16 protein-coding genes are annotated in these 21,626 nt (G+C 73.6%); 7 read left to right on the top strand and 9 right to left on the bottom strand.

Going from position 1 to position 21,626, the window contains the following annotated elements:
• The first annotated feature begins 193 nt into the window (after positions 1–193).
• Both GCG21_RS11430 and GCG21_RS11435 read left to right on the top strand, forming a co-directional pair.
• A complete protein-coding gene (locus GCG21_RS11430; protein WP_152909822.1) occupies positions 194–946 on the top strand; it encodes a MerR family transcriptional regulator in 753 nt (250 codons plus the stop codon).
• Positions 947–1,093: 147 nt separating this feature from the next.
• Positions 1,094–2,296: an MFS transporter gene (locus GCG21_RS11435; protein WP_228759877.1), complete on the top strand. Its 1,203-nt coding sequence runs from the start codon at positions 1,094–1,096 to the stop codon at positions 2,294–2,296.
• A 46-nt stretch (positions 2,297–2,342) separates the two neighbouring features.
• Here GCG21_RS11435 and GCG21_RS11440 read toward each other — a convergent pair whose 3' ends face one another.
• From GCG21_RS11440 to GCG21_RS11450, 3 genes are read right to left on the bottom strand one after another with little or no spacing between them, the layout of a single operon-like run.
• Positions 2,343–3,239 (bottom strand): ABC transporter permease, encoded by an 897-nt coding sequence (locus tag GCG21_RS11440; protein ID WP_152909823.1) that lies wholly within the window; start codon positions 3,237–3,239, stop codon positions 2,343–2,345.
• Positions 3,226–4,299, bottom strand: coding sequence for an ABC transporter ATP-binding protein (locus GCG21_RS11445; RefSeq protein ID WP_152909824.1), 1,074 nt, complete (start codon positions 4,297–4,299; stop codon positions 3,226–3,228). Before GCG21_RS11445 ends, GCG21_RS11440 begins: the two co-directional genes overlap by 14 nt.
• Positions 4,296–5,405, bottom strand: a complete 1,110-nt coding sequence (locus GCG21_RS11450; protein ID WP_152909825.1) for a DUF2092 domain-containing protein — start codon at positions 5,403–5,405, stop codon at positions 4,296–4,298. The genes GCG21_RS11445 and GCG21_RS11450 overlap by 4 nt, the downstream gene beginning before the upstream one ends.
• Positions 5,406–5,553: 148 nt before the next feature.
• Between GCG21_RS11450 and GCG21_RS17295 the strand changes: the two genes are divergently transcribed.
• The 3 genes from GCG21_RS17295 to GCG21_RS11465 are packed head-to-tail and all read left to right on the top strand — an operon-like array spanning position 5,554 to position 11,719.
• On the top strand, positions 5,554–8,559 hold the full coding sequence (locus GCG21_RS17295) for a LuxR family transcriptional regulator (RefSeq protein WP_152909826.1): 3,006 nt from the start codon (positions 5,554–5,556) through the stop codon (positions 8,557–8,559).
• Positions 8,560–8,603: 44 nt separating this feature from the next.
• Complete coding sequence (locus GCG21_RS11460; protein ID WP_152909827.1) at positions 8,604–11,252, top strand: PEP/pyruvate-binding domain-containing protein; 2,649 nt, start codon at positions 8,604–8,606, stop codon at positions 11,250–11,252.
• Positions 11,249–11,719 (top strand): hypothetical protein, encoded by a 471-nt coding sequence (locus GCG21_RS11465; protein ID WP_152909828.1) that lies wholly within the window; start codon positions 11,249–11,251, stop codon positions 11,717–11,719. The genes GCG21_RS11460 and GCG21_RS11465 overlap by 4 nt, the downstream gene beginning before the upstream one ends.
• Here the strand turns inward: GCG21_RS11465 and GCG21_RS11470 are convergent.
• Complete coding sequence (locus tag GCG21_RS11470; protein ID WP_152909829.1) at positions 11,685–12,995, bottom strand: cation:proton antiporter; 1,311 nt, start codon at positions 12,993–12,995, stop codon at positions 11,685–11,687. The two genes, GCG21_RS11465 and GCG21_RS11470, sit on opposite strands and share 35 nt — an antisense overlap.
• Positions 12,996–13,299: 304 nt before the next feature.
• Between GCG21_RS11470 and GCG21_RS11475 the strand changes: the two genes are divergently transcribed.
• Both GCG21_RS11475 and GCG21_RS11480 read left to right on the top strand, forming a co-directional pair.
• A complete protein-coding gene (locus GCG21_RS11475) occupies positions 13,300–15,120 on the top strand; it encodes a glycoside hydrolase family 15 protein (RefSeq protein ID WP_370517470.1) in 1,821 nt (606 codons plus the stop codon).
• Positions 15,117–16,502 carry a glucose-6-phosphate dehydrogenase gene (locus GCG21_RS11480; protein ID WP_152909831.1) on the top strand — a complete coding sequence of 462 codons (1,386 nt, stop codon included), beginning with the start codon at positions 15,117–15,119 and terminating at the stop codon, positions 16,500–16,502. Before GCG21_RS11475 ends, GCG21_RS11480 begins: the two co-directional genes overlap by 4 nt.
• Positions 16,503–16,574: 72 nt before the next feature.
• On the opposite strand, the gene GCG21_RS11485 is transcribed toward GCG21_RS11480, so the two are convergent.
• From GCG21_RS11485 to GCG21_RS11505, 5 genes are read right to left on the bottom strand one after another with little or no spacing between them, the layout of a single operon-like run.
• Positions 16,575–17,696 (bottom strand): adenosine deaminase, encoded by a 1,122-nt coding sequence (locus tag GCG21_RS11485; protein ID WP_370517471.1) that lies wholly within the window; start codon positions 17,694–17,696, stop codon positions 16,575–16,577.
• Positions 17,689–18,768, bottom strand: coding sequence for an extracellular solute-binding protein (locus tag GCG21_RS11490; RefSeq protein WP_152909832.1), 1,080 nt, complete (start codon positions 18,766–18,768; stop codon positions 17,689–17,691). Before GCG21_RS11490 ends, GCG21_RS11485 begins: the two co-directional genes overlap by 8 nt.
• Before the next feature lie 41 nt (positions 18,769–18,809).
• A complete protein-coding gene (locus GCG21_RS11495; RefSeq protein WP_152909833.1) occupies positions 18,810–19,832 on the bottom strand; it encodes an ABC transporter ATP-binding protein in 1,023 nt (340 codons plus the stop codon).
• On the bottom strand, positions 19,829–20,626 hold the full coding sequence (locus GCG21_RS11500; protein ID WP_228759881.1) for an ABC transporter permease: 798 nt from the start codon (positions 20,624–20,626) through the stop codon (positions 19,829–19,831). The genes GCG21_RS11495 and GCG21_RS11500 overlap by 4 nt, the downstream gene beginning before the upstream one ends.
• Entirely contained in the window at positions 20,623–21,444 is an 822-nt protein-coding gene (locus GCG21_RS11505; protein WP_152909834.1) for an ABC transporter permease, read from the bottom strand. The genes GCG21_RS11500 and GCG21_RS11505 overlap by 4 nt, the downstream gene beginning before the upstream one ends.
• Positions 21,445–21,626: the final 182 nt, after the last annotated feature.

A 21,626-nucleotide genomic window follows, 5' to 3' on the forward strand; every position in this document is an offset into this window, starting at 1 on the left:
CAACGGGCGCCTCGAACACCTCCGCGGCTCCGCCCTCGGCTTCCGCAACCTCACCAACTACATCGCCAGATCACTACTCGAGGCCGGCGGATTCAGACCCCAACTACACCCTGGATTGTGAAGAGCCCGTAACGTCAACCGGTACACCTGGTCGTGCAGCATCGATCAACCGATCCCGACGAGGCAGGAGCCCATGCACTCAATCCACGAGGTGGTCCGCGCGACCGGCCTCACCTCCCGCACCCTGCGCCACTACGACCGCATCGGCCTGCTTCGCCCCACGACGACCGGCCCGGGCGGGCTGCGCCACTACGACCGGGCCGCCCTCGTGCGCCTGCAGCGCATCCTGCTGTGGCGCGAGCTGGGCATCCCGCTCGCACGCATCAAGGAGTTGCTCGCCGGCCAGACCGACGACCTCCTCGCCCTGCGCGAGCAGCGGGAGAGCCTCGAGCGCGAGAGCGCCCGCATCAACGACCAACGACGCGCGGTCGACACCACGATCGCCGCCCTCGAGAATGGAGAGACCCTCATGCCGGAAGAGATGTTCAACGGATTCGACCACACCGTCTACGACGCCGAGGTCCGCGAGCGCTGGGGAGACGAGGCCGCCGACCGCTCCAACCGCTGGTGGGAGGGCCTCGGCGAGCCGGAGAAGGACGGCTTCCGCCGTGAGGTCGCGCACCTCAACTCGAGTTGGGACGACGTCATCGCCTCGGGCGCGCCGCCCACCTCTCCCGCGGCTCAGCAGGTCGCGGCCCGGCACCTTGCCTGGCTGCGCTCGGCCTGGCAGGGCCGGGAGCTGACGGCCGAGGTCGTTCGCGACCTCGCGGACATGTACGTGGCCGACCCCAGGTTCGCGAAGAACTACACCCGTCGCTCGCCCGAGGGCGCCCGGTTCGTACGCGACGCCCTCCACCACCACGTCGAGGTCGCCGGGGTGTCATGACAGTCCCCGCCGTCGGCGCAGACAGCGCGGCGGAGCCGGCCCTCGGCGGTCGACGGAATCGGCCCGCTCGGCGGTGGCGGCCCTCCACCGGCGCCCACGGCCGGTCGGTACGTCGCGAGCGAGACGTCGGCGCTACCCTCGATCCCCGTGAGGACCACTGCTCGGCGAGCCCTTCCCCCGCAGGTCGCGCTGCCCGGGGTGGCGTTCGCGTTCGGGATCGTCATGGTGGGCACCACGTTGCCCACACCGTTGTATCCGTTGTACGAGCAGCTCTTCTCGTTCTCGAACCTGATGACCACGCTCATCTATGCGGTCTATGCCACCGGGGTGCTCGCCGCCCTCATGCTGCTCGGCCGCGCCTCGGACTCGGTGGGCCGCCGTCCGATGCTTCTGGCCGGGCTGGCCGCGGCCGCCGCCTCCGGGCTCGTGTTCCTCCTCGGCACGGGACCGGCGATCCTGTTCGCCGGGCGCGTGCTCTCGGGAGTCTCCGCGGGCATCTTCACCGGCACCGCGACCGTGGCGATCATCGAACTCGCGCGCCCCGAGCTTCGACCACGAGCCGCCCTCGTGGCCACCACCGTGAACATGCTCGGCCTCGGCTTCGGGCCGCTCCTGGCCGGATTCCTCGCCGCCTGGGCACCGGCACCGCTGCGCCTGCCCTACGCCGCCCATCTGGCGCTGCTCGTGCTCGCATTCGCGGCGGTGTGGCTCATGCCCGAAACCGTGGGGCACGTGCGACGCCGCCTGCCACCTCCCCAGCGCCTCAGCGTTCCTCACCAGGCGCGGGCGGCGTTCCTGCCGGCCGCCCTCGTCGGCTTCGCCGCGTTCTCGGTCTTCGGATTGCTCACCGCGATCGAGCCCGCGATCCTGCGGCAACTTCTCGACGATTCGAGCCCGGCCCTGGCCGGGCTGCTGCTGTTCTCGATGTTCGCCGGGTCCGCCCTGGGGCAGGTGTCCCTGGCGAGGTTCACCGGTCCGGCCGCCCTCCCGACGGGCTGCCTCGTGCTCCTGGCGGGGTTGGCGGCCTTCGCCGGCTCGCTCCTGACCGCCTCACTCGCGGCGCTGGTCGTCACGAACGTCGTGGTGGGCGTCGGCCACGGGATCACGTTCCGGGCCGCGGTCGCGGCGATCACGGCGGCCAGTCCGCCCGACCGGCGCGCCGAAGCGATGTCGACGTTCTTCGTGATCGGCTATGTCGGCCTCTCGCTGCCGGTGGTGCTCGTGGGGCTCCTGGCCACGGCCTGGGATCTGCGCTCGGCGAGTCTGGTCTTCGCGGCGGCCATCGCGGCCCTCACCCTCGCCGCCGTCGTGACCCTGGTCCGGCTCGGCCGGCGCGCACGAGGCGCATAGGGCCGATCGTGGCAGCGAGGCCTGCTGGGGCGCATCCGTCCCAGGGTCAGGAGAGGACGTCCTTCGTGGCGAACCGGCCGTACGCGAGCGCGCCGAAGAAGGCGACGTAGCCCGCCTGCAGGAGCGCGTTATCGGTGAAGGAGCCCCAGCTGATCGGTTCCCGGAGCAGGTCGACCGACGAGAACCAGTAGTGCGAGAAGAGCCAGGGGTGCAGCCAGGCGAGCTGGTCGAGTTGGCCGAGCACCTGGGCGACGACGGCGAGCACGGCCGTGGCCGCCATCGCTCCGACGGGCACGTCCGTGAGCGTGGAGATGAACAGCCCGATCGCGGCCAGGCCGAGCATCGAGATCGCGACGTGCGCCGCCACCAGCAGCGTGCGCACGAGCGCCTCGCCGGTGGAGGCCACGTCCCCCGACACGAGGGTGACCGGGCCCGCGCCGAAGAGCACGAGGCCGACGACCCATCCGGCGACGAGCACCACGGCCGGGGCCGCGACACAGAAGAGCGCCGCCGCGCCGTACTTGACGAGCAGCAGCCTCCCGCGGCCGGCCGGGGCCGCGAGCAGGTAGCGAAGAGTGCCGTGGGCGGCCTCCCCCGCGATCGTGTCGCCCGCGGTGGCCGCGATCGTGAGCGGCAGGAACAGCGGGGTTGTGACCACGAGGGCCGTGACCGCCACGAACATGCCGTTCTGGGTGACCCGGTCGAGGAAGGGCGGCCCCTCGCCGGGCCCGGGCGGCTCCGCGGAGAAGTACACCACGAGCGCGAGCAGCACCGGGATCACGGCCAGGGCCGCGAGCATCGCCCACGTGCGCCCGCGCCGGAACAGCAGGCCGACCTCCGAGGCGAACAGCGACCCGACCCGGCCGCGCCGGGCGCCCACGGCGTCTCCGGTAGCCACGGCGGCTCGGCGCGCAGCCCCCACCGCGGGTTCACCGGGTGACATCGAAGCCCTCGCCGGTCAGGCCCACGAACAGTTCCTCGAGGGAGGGGGTGAGGACCTCGAAGCCGCGCACCCGCACCCCGGCGCCCACGAGCGCGGCGACGAGCAGCTCGGGCTCTGGCAGCTCCCCGACCGACTCGACGGACCCAGCAAGCTCGGCACCCTCAGCAGACCCGGCACCCTCAGCAGACCCGGCAGACCCGGCAGACCCGGCAGACCGAGCAGACCCGGAATCCTCGGCCGGCCCGGCGGCTTCGGCGAGCAGGTCCGGCGGATCCCCGGGCGCGCCCTGCACCACCCGGAGACCGAGGCCGGCGAGGATCCCGGCCGCCTGCTCGCGATCCGGGGTCCGCACCCGCACCCGGGGCCGGCGGGCCGCCCGCAGGTCGGACAGGGTGCCCTGGGCCCGCAGCGCGCCGTCCTGCATGATCGCGGCGTGGCTGCACACCTGCTCGACCTCGGCGAGCAGGTGACTCGACACGAGAACGGTGGCTCCGTCGTCCGCAAGCGAGCGGATGAGCCGGCGCACCTCCCGGGTCCCCTGCGGGTCGAGCCCGTTCGTGGGCTCGTCGAGCACGACGAGCTCGCGCGGGGTGAGCAGGGCCGCGGCGATGCTCAGGCGCTGCTTCATCCCGAGGGAGTAGGCGCGCACCTTCTTGCGGGCGGCGGCGGACAGCCCGACCCGGTCGAGCGCGCCTGCCACGCGGACCGCGCGCGTGCGCGGGTTCGCGCGGGGATCGGCCGCGTCGAGCCGGCGCAGGTTCGCGGCGCCGCCGAGGAACGGATAGAACGCGGGCCCCTCGATCAGGGCGCCGACCCGAGGCAGGGCGTCCGGCAGCCCGCGCGGCACCTCGGAGCCGAGCACGCGGGCGGTGCCGGCGGTCGCGGCCGCGAGGCCCAGCAGCAGCCGGATGGTCGTGGTCTTGCCGGAGCCGTTCGGGCCGAGGAAGCCGAACACGCTCCCGCGCGGCACCGCCAGGTCGAGCCCGTCGACGGCGACCTGGCGGCCGAATCGCTTCGTCAGCCCGGAGGTCTCGACCGCCGGGCCGGCGGCAGGGCTCATTCGGCCGCCTGGAGCCGGTCGAGCGGGACGGCGCCGAGGAGCACCCGGCCGTCGTCTGTGAACAGGATCGTGGCCAGGGAGGTCTCGAGGGCGCGGCCGCCGTCGACCTTGGTGGTCAGCTGGTCGGCGAGACCGCCGGCGGCGAACGCGTCGGACCCGACTGTGCCGGCCGGGAGCTCGAGCACCGCGGCCCAGCCGTCGCCGACGACCGTCGGCCGCGCGGCTCCGGGCGCATCGCCCGTCGCGTGCATATCGCCCCGTCCATGCCCATCGGCCACTCCATGCCCGTCGGGGAGAGCCGGAAGCTCCTGCTCGGTCACGGTCGCCCCGGCGGGCGGGGTGAACGAGAACAGGCCGGCGTCGGGGGCGCCGAGGTCGAAGGAGGTGAACGCGGCCTCGAGCGCGGGCCGGTCCGCGCCACGCGGGGTGATCGCGACGCGCAGCGGGATGCCCGTATCGCCGTCGACCGCGACCGCGACCCGCCCCACGAGCGTGTCGGCGGTGCGCGGGGTGAGCACGAGGTCGTAGGCGGCGCGGCCCGCGACCGAACCGGTGCCGTCCACACTCACCTGCGTGCTCGGGTCGACCGCCGCGAGCACGCGGGCGGCGAGCGCCTCGGGCGTGACCTGGAGCGCCTGCGTGCCCGGCGTACCGGAGTTCTCATCGGCATGCCCGGCACCGCTGGGCGCGCTCACGTGCACCACCGAGTTGTCGCCGGAGTCGAAGTACCAGGCCTCAGTGCCGTTCGTGATGAGGTCCCGCTCGCCGAAGTCCTCGAAGACCTGCACGCGGGCCTGCCCCTTCTCGCCCACGAAGACCCGACCCTCGTGGTCGCCCGTGAGCGCCGAGAGCGCCGACAGCGCCCCGGAGTCGGCACCCGGGATGTTCGTGGGCAGCGCGGGCAGCCCGAGGTCGCTGGTCGTCTCGAAGCTCGCGCTGAATGGCTCGTGATCGTGCCCCGCGAGCAGCGCGAGCACCTCGCCGGCGTCGCGCTCGGGCAGATTCTGGGTGGCGACCCCCGACCCGGCGTCGACCCAGGCCCCCGAGGCGGCGACGACGAGCGCGACCGCCCCGGCCGGTGCCCATCTGCGAATACTGTGCGCCATCTCGACCCTCCTGCCTGCAGCCACGAGCGTACGCCGGGCGTTCGGGCGGCGCCAGGGGCCGATCCGGGCTCCGGTGCCGGGATCCGGCATCCGGCTCCAGCGCCGGGCTCCGTTGACCGCCCCGGTGCGGCTGTGCCATACCTGAATTGTGCGCGATCGCGGCCGGGGCGATGCCGACGGGGCGGTCGTGCGCGCCCTCCCGCTCGTGGGGCGCGCCGCCGAGCTCGGCCGGATCCAGGCGGCCCTGGCCCGTGCCGCAGCCGGCGATCCGGTCGCCGTGGTGCTGAGCGGCCCGCCCGGGATCGGCACGAGCCGGCTCGGCGCGGAGGCCCTCACGCTCGCCCGCCGTGCCGGATTCCTCACCGGCATCGGCCGCGCCGACGAGGCCGGCGACGACCTCGCCTACGCCCCCGTCGTGTCGTTGTTCGGCGGGCTTCTGCGGGCCGTCCCGCCGCCGGAGCACGCGAGCCTGCTGCGGGGCCTGGACCAGCTCGCTCCGGTCATCGCCGGGCTCGGCGCACCCCGGCCCCTCGACGACCCGGCCCTGGAGCGGCTGCGCATCGTCGACGGCCTCACCCGCCTCACAGACCGCCTCACCCGGCGGGCCCCGCTCGCCCTCCTCATCGACGACGCCCACGCCCTCGATCCCGAGAGCGCCGCCTTCCTGGCTCACCTCGCCGTGACGATCGAGGGCCGCCGGCTCCTGCTCGTCGTGACCACCCGCGCCGACGAGCCGCACCACACCCGGTCCATGCGGCTGCTCGCGCGCCTCGCCGCGGGCACCTGGTCGCAGGAGCACCTCCGGCTCGAGGCGCTCACGGATTCCGACTCCCGCCGCCTCCTCACCGGCGCCCTGGGACCGCCGGTCGATCCCGAGCTGACGGTGCGCGTGCTCGAGGCGTGCGCGGGCGTGCCGCTGCTGCTCACGGCCGTGGCCGCCGATCTCCGCTCGAGCGATCCGCCGCGCCTCGCCGGCTCGGGCGCGCCGCTGCCCGGAGACCTGCGGGCCCGGCTGGCGGTCCGGCTCGCCGGGCTCACGGACGACGAACGTCACCTCCTCGAGCTCCTCGCCCTGGCCGGGACGCACCCCGGGCACGCCGTGCTCGCAGCGGCCGCCCGCCCCGACTCCGGGGCGCGCGCCCCCTTCTCGACCCCGCTGGACGAGCTGCTCGAACGGCTCGAGCGGCGCCTGCTCGTGGTCACCGGCGACGACGGTGCGTCGAGACTCGCCCACGGCCTCCTGCGGGAGGCCCTCGTCGCGGAGATGGTCCCGGCCACCCGGCGGCGCCGGCACGGCGAACTCGCCCGCGCCCTGCGCGCCCACGATCCCGACGACCCCCGCATCGCCGACCACCTGCTGCGGAGCGGCTCGCTCACCGATCCGGCCGTCGTGATCGGGGCCGCCCGGCGGGCACGCGGCCTCGGCGCGATCGACGAGGCCGCCCGCTACCTCCGCGCGGCCCGCGACCTCTCCCCGGACTCCGAGCAGGCGGGCCTGCTCGTCGAACTCGGCGACCTGGCGCTCCAGGCGAGCCGGCGCGACGAGGCGGTCGCCCAGTGGCGCGCGGCCCTGCGCCACTCCCGGCGGCGAGGTGACGCGGGTGACATCACCCGCGCCCACCGGAAGCTGGCCCTGCTGGCCTGGGGTGACGGCGAGGGGGCCGTGGCCGCCGACCACTTCGAGGCCGCGACCCGCGCGCAGGCCGGGCTCGAACCCTCCCGCGAGCTCGCCGAGGTGCTGTATTCGCGCATGCTCGTCGCCGTGCGCGACGGCGACGTCGCGATCGTGCCGGAGCTGGCCGATCGGCTCCGCCCGATCGCGGCCCGCCTCCACGACCCCGGGCTGCGCATCCGGCTGTGGCTCGTCGAGGCCGCCGGCGACACGCTCGCCCGCGACCTGGGCGCCGCGCGCACGGGGAACACGCGGGCACTCGACCTGGCCCGCGCGACCGGCGACCCCGTGCTCGAGGCCCGCGCGCTCGACCAGCTCTCCGTGATCGCGAGCATCGCCGGGGACATCCCGGAGCTGCGGCGCCGCAGCACCGCCGGCCTGGAGATCGGCGAGAGCCTCGGCGTGGAGACGATGGCCGTGTGGCCGCGGATGCGGCTGATCCTGGCCGACCTCCTCGGCGGCAACTGGGACCGGGCGCTGCGCGCCGGCGCCGACGTGCTCGCGGTCGCCACCCGGATCGGCGATCGCCGGGGACTGCTCAGCGCGCTGGGCATGCACGCCTGGCTGCTCGTGCTGCGCGGCTCGCTACCGGAGGCGGACGGCCTGCTCGCCCGGGCCCGCGCGCTCCAGGCCCGGTCCACCCGAGGCGAGCCGCGCCCGTCGATCGCGGTGTGCACGGCCGGCGCGGCCCTCGCCCTCGCCCGCGGGAACGCGCGCGAGGCGGCGCGGGTGGGCGCGCCGCTGGCCGACCTCACCGCGAGCTGGTATCCGTTCGCCCCCGCCCTGGTGCTGGGCGAGGCCCTCGCCGTCACGGACCCGGCCGCCGCGGCGGCGCTGGCGGACCAGGTCCGCGCCTGGTCCTGCGGCACCGCGTTTCCCGCGGCCGTCGCCGCCGGAATCGACGCCGCCTGCCTGCCGATCCCGGCGCCCGGGTCGCCCGCCGGCCGCCCGGATCGTTCCACCCTCGACCGCGCCCAGGCGCTGCTGCGCGGCAGCATCGACGGCTTCGACGCCCTCGGGCTCCCCTTCCTGGCCGCCCGCGCCCGCCTCGACCTGGCCCGGTGGACGCACGCGGGCGCCGACTCCCCCGCGGAGGAGGCCGCCCACCTCGCCGGCGACGCACTCGCCGTGTTCTCACAGCTGGGCGCGCGCGACCACGCCCGGCGGGCACGCGCGCTGCTGCGCGACCTCGACCCACTCGCCGCCGAGTCGCCGAGCGGCCCGCCCGCGGGCCCCGGACCGGCACCCGCCGAACCCGTGCGGCTGAGCCGGCGGGAACTGGAGGTGGCCCGCCTCGTCGCGGAGGGGCGCACGAACGCCGAGGTCGCGACCGCGCTGTTCATCAGCCCGCGCACGGTGACCTCGCATCTCGACCACGTCTATCAGCGACTCGGCCTCGGCTCCCGGGCCGCACTCACCCGCTACCTCGCCGACTCCGGCCTGCTCGAGCGGTCGAACGGGTCGAACGGGTCGATTACGTAGTTCGACCGATACCGGCGGCGCGCGATGGGGCGCACGCTTGAACCGTGACCACGAACCGAATCCTCCCGCCCGGCGACGTCGAACGCCCGGGCGCGGCCGGGTACGTCGCATCCCTGGCGGGCAGCAGCACGCCCGAACGGCACCCGGGCTCGGCCGAGGAGCCCGATGCGGCCGATGTGGTCTCCCGGCTCGGCGCGAAGGCCGCGGGCCTGGCACGGCTCGTCGCGGCGGGGATCGCCGTGCCGGAGGGGCTCGTGCTCAGCACGGAGGCCCACCGGGACGCGCTGGCGCTCGCGGCCCTGCACCCGCCTGTGGACGAGGCAGCTCGCCGGCCGCTGCCCGTCCCGCCCGCCGTGGGGGCGGCCGTCCACGCCATCGCCGCCCACTTCGCAGGTGCGACGCTGGCCGTCCGGTCCTCGGCCGTCGTCGAGGACGGCCCGCTCGCGTCCCACGCGGGCCTGTACCGGACCGTGCTCGGGGTCCGCGGCGAGGACAGGCTGCGCGCGGCGGTCCGCGCGTGCTGGGAATCCGCCGCCTCCACCCGGGTGGGGGCGGACACGCCGGGGCCGGCCGGAGCCGGCGGGATGGCCGTGCTCGTGCAGCGCCAACTCGACCCGGACGTGGCCGGGGTGGCCTTCTCGGCCGACCCGGTCACCGGTGACCGGGACGTCGCCGTCGTCTCGGCCGTGCCGGGACTCGGGGATCGCCTCGCCGCCGGCCTCGTCACGCCCGACCGGTGGCGGGTGACCGGCGGGGCGGCCCTCGCCGAGCGGGCCTCGCTCCAGGCCCTCACGGCCGAGCAGGCCCGGGCGATCGCCGACCTGGCGGCACGGATCGAGGCGATCATCGGCGCGCCGGCCGACGTCGAGTGGGCCATGGACGCCGGCCGGCTCGTCGTGCTGCAGGCGCGGCCCATCACGGCGCTGCCACGGCCGCCGCGGCCCGCGCACCTGCCCGGGACGTGGACGAAGGAGACCGAGCGGTATGCGGAACCGATGACCGCGCTCGGGGCCTCCCTGGCCACCCGCGCCGTGGCGGACGGGCTGAGCGCCGCGTTCCGGCGCTACGGCGGCCTCATCGGCAGGGTGGAGTGCCGCTCGATCGGCGGTGAGCTGTACCAACGGATGGTCCCCCTGGCCGGCGACGGGACCGGCGCCCCGCCCCACCCGCTCCTCCTGACCGTGCTCGCCCGCACGGCGCTGCGCCGGCGGATGCGCGCCGCGCGCGTGCACGCCTCCCCCACCGCCGTCGCGGCGGCCGTCGCCCGCTGGCGCGAGATCGACCGGCCCGACCTGGAGCACCGGCTCGAGACGCTCCGCGCGGTGGCGACCGGCGGCCTGGACGGCCCGGGCCTCGCCGCACACCTGCGCGACAGCAGGGACCTGTTCGCCCGGGCGATGCGGCTGCACTTCGACCTCACCGTGCCGGGCATCGTCCCGGTCTACGCCTTCGTGCGGGTGTGCCGGCGCCTGCTCGGCTACGACGATCGCGCCTGCCTGCGGCTGCTCGCCGGCGCCTCACCGGCGACCTCCGCGGGATCCCTCGCCCTCGCCCGCATCGGCGAGCGACTGGCGGAGCATCCGGGCGCCCGCGCGCGGGTCGCGGCGGGCGAGGAGGTGGCCGCGGTGCTCGCCGAGACGTCCCCCGACCTCGCGCGGGACTATGCCGACTGGCTGCACCGGTACGCCCGGTCCTGCCTGAACGACGACCCCGGTTCGGGCGTGCTCGCGGACCGGCCCGACCTCGTGCGCGCGCTGCTGCTCACCGATCCGGCGGCCGCCTCCGGCCGCGTCGAGTCGGTCCGCAGCGCGCGCCGGCGCGCCGTGGCGCAGGCCCGGTCCGGGCTGGCGGTGCGGGCCCGGCGGAAGTTCGACGCCGCCCTCGCGGCGGCCGAGGCCGCCCACGGGCTGCGGGAGGAGGTCGCCTTCTGGACCGGCTCGCAGTGCGGCGGGCTCGTCCACGAGGCGGCGCTCGCGGCCGGGCGCGGCCTGGCCCGCCAGGGGCGGATCGACCGCGCGCACGACGTCGTCGACCTCGGGCTGGACGATCTCCTCGCCGCCGTCGAGGGCGGGGGCGCCGACCTGCGGGCGGCGGTCGCGACGGCCCGGGCCGAGCGTGCCTGGACGCGTGCGCATCCGGGGCCGGCCGTGCTCGGCGGCCCGAGTCCCGGCCCGCCGGACCTGCGCGGGCTGCCCCGCCGCGCCCGGCTCGTGAACGAGGCGATGCTGTGGGCACGGGCCGGGCGGCCGGCCGGACCGGGCTCCGACCCGCCGACACGACCCGCACACCGACCCGCACACGGGCCCACCCGGCCCGCGCCCCGGAACGGAGCCGTCCCGATCCTCACCGGAATCCCGGGCTCCCCCGGCCGCTACCGCGGGGCCGTGCGCATCGTCGACGGCGAGGCGGACGCGGGCACGCTGCGCGGCGGGGAGGTCCTCGTCACGCGCATGACCGATCCGGCCTGGTCGGCGCTGTTCCCGCTCGCGGGAGCGCTCGTGACGGACATCGGCGGCGAGCTCTCCCACGCGGCCATCGTGGCCCGGGAATACGGGATCCCGGCGGTCCTGGGAACGGTCGCCGCGACGTCCACGCTGCGCGACGGCGAGCCCGTCGAGGTCGACGGAACCGCCGGCATGGTCTTCGGGCGCGGCGGAGACGCCGCCACGCCACCGTGGAAGGAGTCGTCATGACCACCGCAACAAGAAATCGTGCCGGCCACGAGCCCGCGCCGGTCCCCGCCGTCGCGGGGTACCGGAGCGGATTCGACACGGCACAGCGCTGGCTCGCGCTGCTCGGCGTCGTGCTGTGCGCGCTCCAGATCGGCTTCGCCGCCCTGGGATTCTGGGGCGCCCAGGCCGCGGGCGGCGGCGAGGACGCCACCCGGGCCGCCTTCGCCCCGCACGGCGAGCTCGGAACCGTGCTCGGCTACCTCGCCCTGCTCGTGCTCGTCACCGGCCTCCTGGCCCGCTCGGGCTGGAAGTCGTGGGTGATCCCGCTCGTGCTCGCCGTGCTGCTCTTCGCGGTGCAGGGAATGCTCGTCGGGCTCGGCTTCGAGGTGAGCAGGTGGTTCGGGTTCGTGCACGCGCTCAGCGGCACGGTCATCACCGCCGGCTTCGTCTGGCTCATGCTCGACCGGTTCCGGGCGCCGCTGCGCTGACTCCCGCCGGCTCGCCCTCGCCGTCTGCCCCCGCGCGGGCGGCGAGGGCGCCCTCACCCTCCCGGGCGCTCCGGGCGTCCTCGACCCGCCGGGTGGCCTCGCGGGGGGTGAACCACAGGCTTCCGACGGTCATGACGAGGGTCGTGGCCACGACCACGAAGAACACGATCCCGTCGCTGAAGGCGTTGACGGTCATGCTCGCGGGGATCGAGTAGAACAGCACGACCGTCACGAGCCCGCGCGGGGCGAAGAACAGCTCGGGCAGCACGTGGTGGCGCACGAAGATCCGCAGGTACACGTACCGGGCGGCGAAGATCGTGGCCACGATCGCGGCCCCGACCGCCACGACGCGCCCGTCCCCGAGCACCCGCACGTCGATCGTGTACCCGAACAGGGTGAAGAACACCGTGCGCACGAGGAAGGCCGACTCGCTCGTGACGGACTTGATCGTCTCGGTCGCCCGCTCCACCGAGCCCGGGTCGAGGTAGCGGTGCAGCGGCCGATGCCGGCTCTGCCCCCAGTTGTTGATGATGAGCCCGAAGATGAGCACGGTGAGCAGGGTCGGGGTGTTGAAGAGGTGCCCGAGCGCGTACACGAGCATGAGCACCGGGTGGATGAGGAAGGCCTTGATGTGCACCTTGACCTTCGCGAGCAGCACGACGAGCAGCACCGACACGATCACCGAGACCACGAGCGCCAGCGCGATGCTGCCCACGTTGAGCGCGACGAGCCCGATCGAGAACCCGCCGCCGGCCACGAGCACGTTGAACAGCAGGATCCCGAAGATGTCCGACAGCGCGGACTCGTAGGTGAGGAACTCGCGCTTGTCCTCGCTCAGGTAGCCGATGCTCGAGGCCACGATGGTCGAGCTGATGACCGCGAGCGGCGCGGCGTAGACGAAGCTGGTCAGCCACGGCTGGTCGAGCAGGGCGTGGACGACCGCGGCGATCCCGGTGATCGAGATCGCCAGCACGAACAGCGCGGACGCCGTCGCCCGCCGCACGAGCGGCAGCTTGCGCCGGGAGACGTTCAGGTCGAGCCCGGCCTCGAGCAGGATGAGGATGAGCCCGAGCACCCCGAAGAACTGGATGAAGTCGAGCGGCACCTCGACGTGCCGGTCGAGGGAGGTGAGCAGCTCGCGGATGCCCACCCCGAGCAGCAGGAGCATGAGCACCGTGGGGATCCGGGTCTTCGTGCTGATCAACTGGAACACGTAGGAGCAGATCACCAGCACGCTCAGGGCCGTGATGGCGAGGTAGACGTCGAACTCGATCATGAGGGCCCTCGGTCGGTGTCGGGTGACGGTGCGCCCGGCTGGTCGAAACAGCCGGCTGAAACGCTCAGCCGCCCACCGTAGCGAGTCCCCGCCGCGACAGCAGCTTGCGTGAGATTTCTCTCGTATGGACGACGCCCGCTCGCCCGCCGCGCGAGCTCACCGATCGCTCCGGTCCCGCCCAGCCCGGCCCAGCCCGGCCCAGCCCGGCCGTTACCGGCCGTTGCCGGCCCCGATTCGGGCGGATCGGGCAGGCGAAGTCGCCGGTCCCGTGCCGCAACCCTGGTCAGGCGTCTACGGTGGAGGGGTGAGTACTCCCATCGGCGACTATGCACTCCTGTCCGATCGACGCTCCAGTCTGCTCGTCTCCCGCACGGGCAGCATCGACTGGCTGTGCCTGCCACGGATGGACTCCGCCGCCGTGTTCTCGGCGCTGCTCGGCAGCGAGGAGCACGGCCGCTGGCTCATGGCCCCGCGCGAGGGCGAGGTGCTCGGCCGGCACTACGAACCGGGCACGTTCGTGCTCGTCACGCGCTGGCGGACGCCGACCGGCGAGGCGGAGGTCACCGAGTTCATGCCCCCGGTCGACGGCCGCTCGGACCTCGTGCGGCACGTGCGCTGCCTCTCCGGCACAGTGCAGATCGACCACGAGCTCGTGCTGCGCCCGAACTACGGCTCGACCGTGCCGTGGGTGCGCCGGGTCCACGACGACGACGGCTCCTATCTCGAGGCGATCGCCGGACCGGACGCCTACATCCTGCACGGCCCGCGGCTCGAGGCCGCCGACACCCGGCACCGGGGCTCGTTCGAGCTCCACGCCGGGCACTCCCACTCGTGGGTGCTCACCTGGGTGCCGTCCCATGTCGGCGGGTGCACGCCGGTCGACGTGCGCGAGGCGCTGCGCCAGACCCGCCAGTACTGGCAGGACTGGAGCGCCCAGATCGAGGCGGGCGGGTCGTGGGCGGGCGTCGTGCGCCGTTCCCTGCTCGTGCTGCGGGCGCTGACGAACGACGAGACCGGCGGGATCGTCGCCGCGCCCACGACCAGCCTGCCGGAGGATCCCGGCGGGGAGCGCAACTGGGACTACCGGTTCTGCTGGCTGCGGGACTCGGCCCTGACGCTCGAGGCGCTGCTGCTGCACGGGCGGACCGAGGGTGCCCTCCACTGGCGCAACTGGCTGCTGCGGGCCGTCGCCGGCGACCCGGAGGACCTGCAGATCATGTACGGCATCGCCGGCGAGCGCGAGCTGCCCGAACGCATCCTCGACCACCTCCCCGGCTACGCCGACTCCCGGCCGGTGCGGGTGGGCAACGCGGCGGTCAACCAGTTCCAGGCCGACGTCGTGGGCGAGGTGATCATCGCCCTGGCCAAGCTGCGCGAGGCCGGCGTGGAGGAGGACGACTTCTCGTGGCCGCTGCAGCGGGCGATGATCGACCACGTCGTGCGCCACAGTGACGACAAGGACCAGGGGCTGTGGGAGATGCGCGGCGATCCCCACTACTTCACCCATTCCCGGGTGATGATGTGGGCCGCGCTGGACCGCGGAGTGCGCGCCTGCACCGACTACGGCCTGCCGGGCCCCGCCCGCGAATGGGCGGCGCTGCGGGAGCGGCTGCGCGCGGAGATCCTCTCGAAGGGCATCAGCGCCGAGACCGGCGGCTTCACCCAGACCTACGACAACGCCGAGGTGGACGCCTCCCTCCTGCAGATCCCCCAGACCGGCTTCATCGCCTACGACGACCCGATCATGCTCGCGACCGTGGCCCAGATCGAGCGCGACCTCACCAAGCACGGCCTGCTGCTGCGCTATCGCACCACCGGCACCGACGGGCTCGCCGGCGACGAGCACCCGTTCCTCGCCTGCTCCTTCTGGCTCGTCGAGCAGTACGCCAAGAGCGGCCGGATCCCCGAGGCGTACGAGCTCATGGACCGGCTCGTCGAATGCACCTCCGAGCTCGGCCTGCTCGCGGAGGAGTACGACCCGGCCGGGCAGTTCCACATCGGCAACTTCCCGCAGGCGTTCAGCCACCTCACCCTCGTGCGGGCGGCCGACGCCGTGCTCTCCGCGGAGATCGAGCAGGTGGGCCACGCGTTCAACGAGACCACGACCGAGGAGAAGACCCCATGACCACCCCGACGACCCTCCTCGTGCTCGGCGCCTCCGGCGACCTGACGCGCCGGCTCCTGCTCCCCGGGCTCGGGTCGCTCCTCGAACGCGACCCGGACCGGCCGCTGCGGATCGTCGGCGCCGACCGCGCGGACCTGGGCGCAGACGGCTTCGCCGACCGGCTCGGCGAGGCGCTGGCGGAGGGAGGGGCGAGCGACGCCGTCCTCGCTCGACATCGCGAGAGCGACTACCACCGCCTCGACGTGACCGACGCCGACGCGTTCGCGCGGGTGCTGGCCGACGTCGCGGGCGACGCGAATGAGCGGCTCGTGCTGTACTTCGCGCTGCCGCCGGCGGTCACCGAGCGGGCGTGCCACGCACTCACCCACTGCGACCTGCCCGCGGACACGCACCTGGCGATGGAGAAGCCGTTCGGCCGCGATCAGGAGAGCGCGCGGGCGCTGAACGAGCTCGTGGCCCGCCTCGTGCCGGACGAGCGCGTGCACCGGGTCGATCACTTCCTCGGCAAGTCGACCGTGATCGACGTGATGGCGCTGCGGTTCGCGAACCGGATGACCCAGGCGGTGTGGAGCGCCGATCACATCGCGGCGATCGAGATCGCCTACGACGAGGCGCTCGCGCTCGAGGGCCGGGCCGGCTACTACGACCACGCGGGCGCGCTCGTCGACATGATCCAGTCGCACCTGCTGCAGGTCATGGCGGTCGTGGCGATGGAGCCGCCCTCGCAGATCACGGGGCGGGAGCTGCGGGACGCGAAGTCCGCGGTGTTGCGCGCCACCCGGCTCTGGGGCGGGGACGCGGCCACGGCGAGCCGGCGCGGGCGCTACACGGCCGGCACCATCGGTGAGCGGCACGTGCCGAACTACCTCGACGAGACCGGGGTCGATCCCGCCCGCGACACCGAGACGATGGCGCAGGTGACGGTCGAGGTGGTCAATCAGCGCTGGCGGGGCGTGCCGATCACGCTGCGCTCCGGCAAGGCGCTCGGGCACACGCACAAGCAGATCGTCATCACGTTCGAGGACGTGCGGCACCTGCCGGAGGGGTTCCGCGGCGCGGACACCCGCGACCGACTCATCATCGGCCTCGACCCGGACGTGATGGAGCTGCGGCTCACGACCAACGGCACCGAGGACCCCTTCGAGCTCGAGCAGAGCACGTTCGCCACCGAGCTGCGCCGCGCCGAGCTCACGGCCTACGGCGAGGTGCTCGCCGCGATCCTCGACGGGGAGGCGATGCTCTCCGTGCGGGGGGATGCGGCCGAGGAGTGCTGGCGGCTCACCGACGAGGTGCTCGCCGCCTGGAAGGCCGGAACCGTGCCGATGGAGGACTACGAGGCGGGCTCCCCGGTGCCCGGGGACTGGGGGCCGGCGCTCGGCTGATACCGCGGCGGCGAACGCGGGACTCCGTCGAGGCCTGCTGCGACCCGCACGGAATCCCGCGTTCGGCGGCCCTCAGGCCGGCCGGCCCGCGAGCAGGTCGGCGATCTCGGCCTCGGAGCGGGCCCGCAGCTCGCTCTTCGCCGGCTCGGGCAGCCAGCAGGCGTCGATCCCCGCGAGGGCCATCCGGCCGAGGTGCTCCAGACTCGTGCCGATCTGCTCGTGCTGGATGAGGTACTCGTTCAGGAGCGTGGTCGGGAACATCGCCGGGTCGTCCGAGGCGGGGAACACGTTGATCCCGGCCTCGATCATCGCCGCGATCGACGCGCGCCGCCACGGCCGCCAGGAGCGCCGGGAGGTGGTCGAGGCGACCGTGAACGGCACCTGCTCCGCCCGCATCCGGGCCACCACCTCGTCGTCCTCGAGGATGAAGTAGCCGTGGTCGAGCCGGTCGCAGCCGAGCACGTCGAGGCAGGTGACCGCGTTCGTCGCGGCCGGCACGTGCTCGCTCGTGTGGGCGGTGCGCCCGAGCCCGGCGGCGCCCGCGAGCGCGTAGGCCTCGGCGAACCGTTCCGGCGGGCCGGAGTTCTCCAGGTTGTCCAGGCCGATCCCGACGACGTACTCGTGCGGGTGCTCGACCACGGTGCGGATCCACTCGAGCGCCTCCTGCGCGGAGCCGGACCGGTCGATCGCCGCGAGCATCCGGGCCGTCATGGCGAACTCGCCCTCGGCCCGGCGGATCCCATCCGCCATCGCCTCGACCACGCCCGCGTACCCGATCGGGGCGAGGTGGCCGGGGATCATGTCGAAGGAGAACTCGAGGTGCCGGGTGCCCGAGCCGAGGAACGCGTCCGCGCACGCCTCGTAGGCGATCCGGGACAGGTCCTCGGGGGTGCGCACCACGGCCCGCACCCATTCGGAGGCCTGGAACAGCGAGTAGGACGTCTCCGGTTCGTCGGGGCTGCGGCCCTGCGGCATCGGGATGCGGGTGCTGCGGTACAGCTCCGGATCCGGCGGGCGGGAATTGATGCCCGCGTAGATCGCCTCGGGGCTCTCCGGCAGGTCGAGCCGCTCGCGCCGGGCCAGTTCGCCGAACGTGGCCGCGCGCACCGTGCCGAGCAGGTGGCAGTGCAGGTCGACCTTCGGCAGCCGGGTGAGCAGGTCGGTCGGGTTCGGGGCGGGCACCGGCTCAGCCACCGACGACCTCGCGGGCGAAGCGCTCGACCCACACGTCGCGGTTCGGCACGATCTCGCGCGGGTCGAGGGTCTCGTAGCCGGCGCCGGTCGGGTCCTGGGCGATGTCTCCGACGACGTCGATGATCTCCTGCGGGAACTCGATGCCGAGGTTGACCGGCAGGTCGCCGACGATCTCCGCGGAGGCCTGCTGCGCCTCGACCCCGAGCAGGAAGTCGATGAACTTCGTGGCCCCCTCGACGTTCTCGGCGCCCACCGGGATCATCGCCCGGTTCGTGGCCATGTACCGGCCCTGTGCCGGGGCGGTCCACGCGATCGGCTCGCCGGCCGCGACGAGCTCGGTGGCGAACCCGTTGAGCGCGTCGCCGGCGACGATCTCGCCCTGGGTGAGCAGGTTCGTCATCTCCGTGGTGGAGCTGTAGAACTGCAGGATGTTCGGGGCCCACTCGCCGAGGGTCGCGAAGGCGGCGTCGACGTCGTAGGGGCCGGAGCCGTCGCTCGCGGCGACCCCGGAGACCATGAGCTGCCCGGCCGTGACCGAGATGTCGGGCAGCGCGAGCCGGCCCGCATAGTCCGCGTTCGCGTAGAGGTCCCAGGAGGCGGCCTCCTCGGCGGTGAGCTCGTCGGTGTTGTACATGGTGCCGTTGAGCTGGTAGCTGTACGCGGGGCCGGAGTACTGCTCCGAGACCGCGAACGGGGCGATCTCGTCCATGGTCGGCACGTCCGCGGCCGTGACCGGCTGGAAGAGGCCCTCCTCCTCGCCCATGCCGGCGTAGGTGTCGGAGATGAGCATGACGTCGACGCCGTTCGAACCGTCGGCGAGGGAGAGCTGGGAGAGCCGGTCGGCGTTCGAGCCGGTGTCGATCTCCACCTCGATGCCGGTGGCCTCGGTGAACGGGTCGAGCACCGCCTGGGTGAACTCCTCCACCCCGAACGGGAACGTGGAGACGACGATGCTCGCCGATCCGCCGGCGTCACCGCCCGACTGCTCGCCCGAGTCGCTGCATCCGGCCACGGTGAGGGTGGCGGCCAGCACCGCGGCTCCGGTGCCGAGGATCTGTCGCTGAGTGATCATGTGGGTGGTCCTTCCGATGGGGGTGGGGCGCTCGGGGCGGGTCAGTCCGAGAGGGTGACGACGTGCCGGTCGGGGGCGTGGACGCTCACCGCGTCGCCGATCCGCAGGTCCGGCACGGTCGTGGCGCGGGAATCGACGAGCAGGCGCACCTCGTCCCCGCTCCGGTCGGTGGCGGTGACGGTCGTGAGCACGTCGACGCCGCGGTAGACGATGTCGCGCACGTGCCCGGTCAGGGTGAGCGTGGCGGCGTCCGCCGTGTGCCGGGCGTCGGCGGTGCCGGCCGTGTTCTCCGTGAGGCGCAGGTGCTCGGGCCGCACGGTCGCCCGGCGGCCGCCGGCGAGGGTGAGGAAGTTCTCGTAGCCGAGGAACTCGGCCACGAACCGGTTCGCGGGGTTCGGGAACACGTCCTGCGGGGCGCCCTGCTGCTGGATCCGGCCGTCCTTCATCAGCACCATCTCGTCGCTCATCTCGAGCGCCTCGTCCTGGTCGTGGGTCACGAGCACGACGCTCAGTCCCGTCTCGGACTGGATGCGTCGGAGCTCGGCGCGCATCTGGATCCGCAGCCGCGCGTCGAGGTTCGACAGCGGCTCGTCGAGGAGGAGCAGCTCCGGCTCGATCGCGATCGCCCGGGCGAGGGCGACGCGCTGCTGCTGCCCGCCCGAGAGCTGCTTCGGCTTCTTGCCGGCCTGATGGGCGAGCCCGACGAGCTCGAGCGACTCGAGCGCCTTGCGGCGACGCGCCTCGGCCGGGACCCGGCGCACCTTGAGGCCGAAGGCCACGTTCTCGGCCACGGTCATGTGCGGGAAGAGCGCATACGACTGGAAGACCATCCCGAGGTTGCGCTTCTCCGGCGGCGTGGTCGTCGCGTCCGTGCCGTGGATGAGGATTCGCCCCGAGTCCGGGGACAGGTAGCCGGCGAGCATCCGCAGGCTCGTGGTCTTGCCGCAGCCCGAGGGGCCGAGCAGCGTGGTCAGCCTGCCCTGCGGGATCGTCAGGCTCATGTCGTCCACGGCGGTGAAGTCGCCGAAGGACTTGGTGAGGTTCTGGAACTCGGCAGCAGTCATCCGTTGATTCCTCCGAATACTCGCGTGAAGCCGACCGTTCGCTCGGTGATGACCGCGATCAGCACCGTGGCCGCCAGGATGAGCACCGAGATCGCGGCGACGATGGGCGTGTAGTTCTGCTGGACGTAGTCGAGCATGACCACGGGCAGGGTGCGGAACTCCCGGCTCTGCAGGAGCAGCGAGAGCGGCACGTTGTTGAACGAGGCGATGAAGCTCAGCAGCGCGGCCGAGAACAGCCCCGGGCGCAGTTGCGGCAGCACCACCGAGAAGAAGGTGCGCACGGGCGAGGCCCCCAGTCCCCGGGCGGCGTCCTCGACCGCCGGGTCCATGAGCGCCAGCGAGGCCCCGGTCACGCGCACGGCGTAGGGGAACATGAGCACCGTGTGGCCGAACAGCAGGGTCTGGAAGTTGTCGAGCCCGAACCGCACCATGAGCTGCTGGTAGAGCGCCAGGCCCACCACGAGCTCCGGCACGATCAGGGGCGAGAGGAACAGCCCCTCGAGCAGGCTCTTGCCCGGCAGGTTCCCGCGGTGGATCGCGAGCGTGACCGGCACCCCGAGGGCGAGGGCGATGACCACGGCGATGAGCGCGAGCCCGAGGCTGTTGGCGAGCGAGGTCATGAACGGGGTGTAGCTCAGCGCCTCGCCGAACCACGTGAGCGAATAGCTCGAGGGCGGGAAGCGGAGCGTGCGTTCGGCCGAGAACGCGGTGACGACCACGAACAGCAGCGGCACGATCATGACGACGTAGCCGAGCACCGCGAGGGTTCCGGTGACGGGGCGGCGGTTCTTCACGAGACGGCTCCCTTCCGGGCGAGGAGGGCGGAGGCGCCGGAGACCGCGAACACCAGGATCGTCATGATGATCGCGGTGGCGCTCGCCGCCGCCCAGTCGAGGGTGGTGCTGGAGTAGGTGAACAGCTGGGTGGAGAGCATCCGCTGCCGCGACCCCCCGAGCAGGTACGGGGTGGTGTAGGCGGTGATCGCCCCGGCGAACACGAGCGTGGCGGCGACGACGACCCCGGGCAGCGACAGCGGGAACACGACCGACCAGAAGGTGCGGGTGCGCGTGGCGCCGAGGCCGCGGGCCGCGTCGTCGAGGCCGGCGTCGACCTGCGCCACGGACGAGTAACAGGTGATGATCGCCAGCGGCAGGAACAGCTGGGTCAGGCCGAGCACGATCGCCAGCGGCGTGTAGAGCAGCTGCGGCGCCTCGTCCACGAGTCCCAGGCCGGTGAGCAGCTGCCCGATGGCGCCCTGGGAGCCGAGGAGCACGAGCCAGCCGAAGGTGCGCACGACCGAGGAGAGCAGCAGCGGGAAGATCGCGAGCGCGAGCAGGATGCCGGCCCACCGGCCCGCCGTCCGGGCGAGCAGATACGCGATCGGGAAGCCGAGCACCACGCAGATGACCGTGGTGATCAGGCCGAGGCCGACCGTGCGGCCGATGATCTCCAGGTCGTAGGAGTCGGTGAGCATCTGCCCGAGCCGGGCGAACACGTCGGCCGGGCCGAGGCCGGGTGGGGCGAGCAGCATCGCGACCGAGGGGATGAGGAAGCCGACGAGGAGCACGAGCAGTCCCGGCAGGATGAGGAATGAGTACTTGCGTCCTCGCATGTCACTCCCGTGGTCGAGGCAGGGAAGGGATCGGGAAACTTCCGATGTAACCGGTTGTGGAACCGGTTACGGCCAGTAGTGTATAGGCAACTCGGTTCGGTTGTGAACCCTTCGCCGGCCGGCACGGCCGGCGACCGTGCGGCGGGATCGGCTCCGACCGGCCACAATCGGGTACCGGCGGC

Origin of the sequence: Pseudactinotalea sp. HY160, assembly GCF_009372055.1 — a bacterium.
Classification (GTDB): Bacteria; Actinomycetota; Actinomycetes; order Actinomycetales; family Beutenbergiaceae; genus HY158.

Bases quoted from the DNA above. Each gene is read 5' to 3' on its own strand.
- GCG21_RS11430 (WP_152909822.1), top strand. From the start codon at position 194: ATGCACTCAATCCACGAGGTGGTCCGCGCGACCGGCCTCACCTCCCGC.
- GCG21_RS11440 (WP_152909823.1), bottom strand. From the start codon at position 3,239: ATGTCACCCGGTGAACCCGCGGTGGGGGCTGCGCGCCGAGCCGCCGTG.
- GCG21_RS11445 (WP_152909824.1), bottom strand. From the start codon at position 4,299: ATGAGCCCTGCCGCCGGCCCGGCGGTCGAGACCTCCGGGCTGACGAAG.
- GCG21_RS11450 (WP_152909825.1), bottom strand. From the start codon at position 5,405: ATGGCGCACAGTATTCGCAGATGGGCACCGGCCGGGGCGGTCGCGCTC.
- GCG21_RS11465 (WP_152909828.1), top strand. From the start codon at position 11,249: ATGACCACCGCAACAAGAAATCGTGCCGGCCACGAGCCCGCGCCGGTC.
- GCG21_RS11470 (WP_152909829.1), bottom strand. From the start codon at position 12,995: ATGATCGAGTTCGACGTCTACCTCGCCATCACGGCCCTGAGCGTGCTG.
- GCG21_RS11480 (WP_152909831.1), top strand. From the start codon at position 15,117: ATGACCACCCCGACGACCCTCCTCGTGCTCGGCGCCTCCGGCGACCTG.
- GCG21_RS11490 (WP_152909832.1), bottom strand. From the start codon at position 18,768: ATGATCACTCAGCGACAGATCCTCGGCACCGGAGCCGCGGTGCTGGCC.
- GCG21_RS11495 (WP_152909833.1), bottom strand. From the start codon at position 19,832: ATGACTGCTGCCGAGTTCCAGAACCTCACCAAGTCCTTCGGCGACTTC.
- GCG21_RS11505 (WP_152909834.1), bottom strand. From the start codon at position 21,444: ATGCGAGGACGCAAGTACTCATTCCTCATCCTGCCGGGACTGCTCGTG.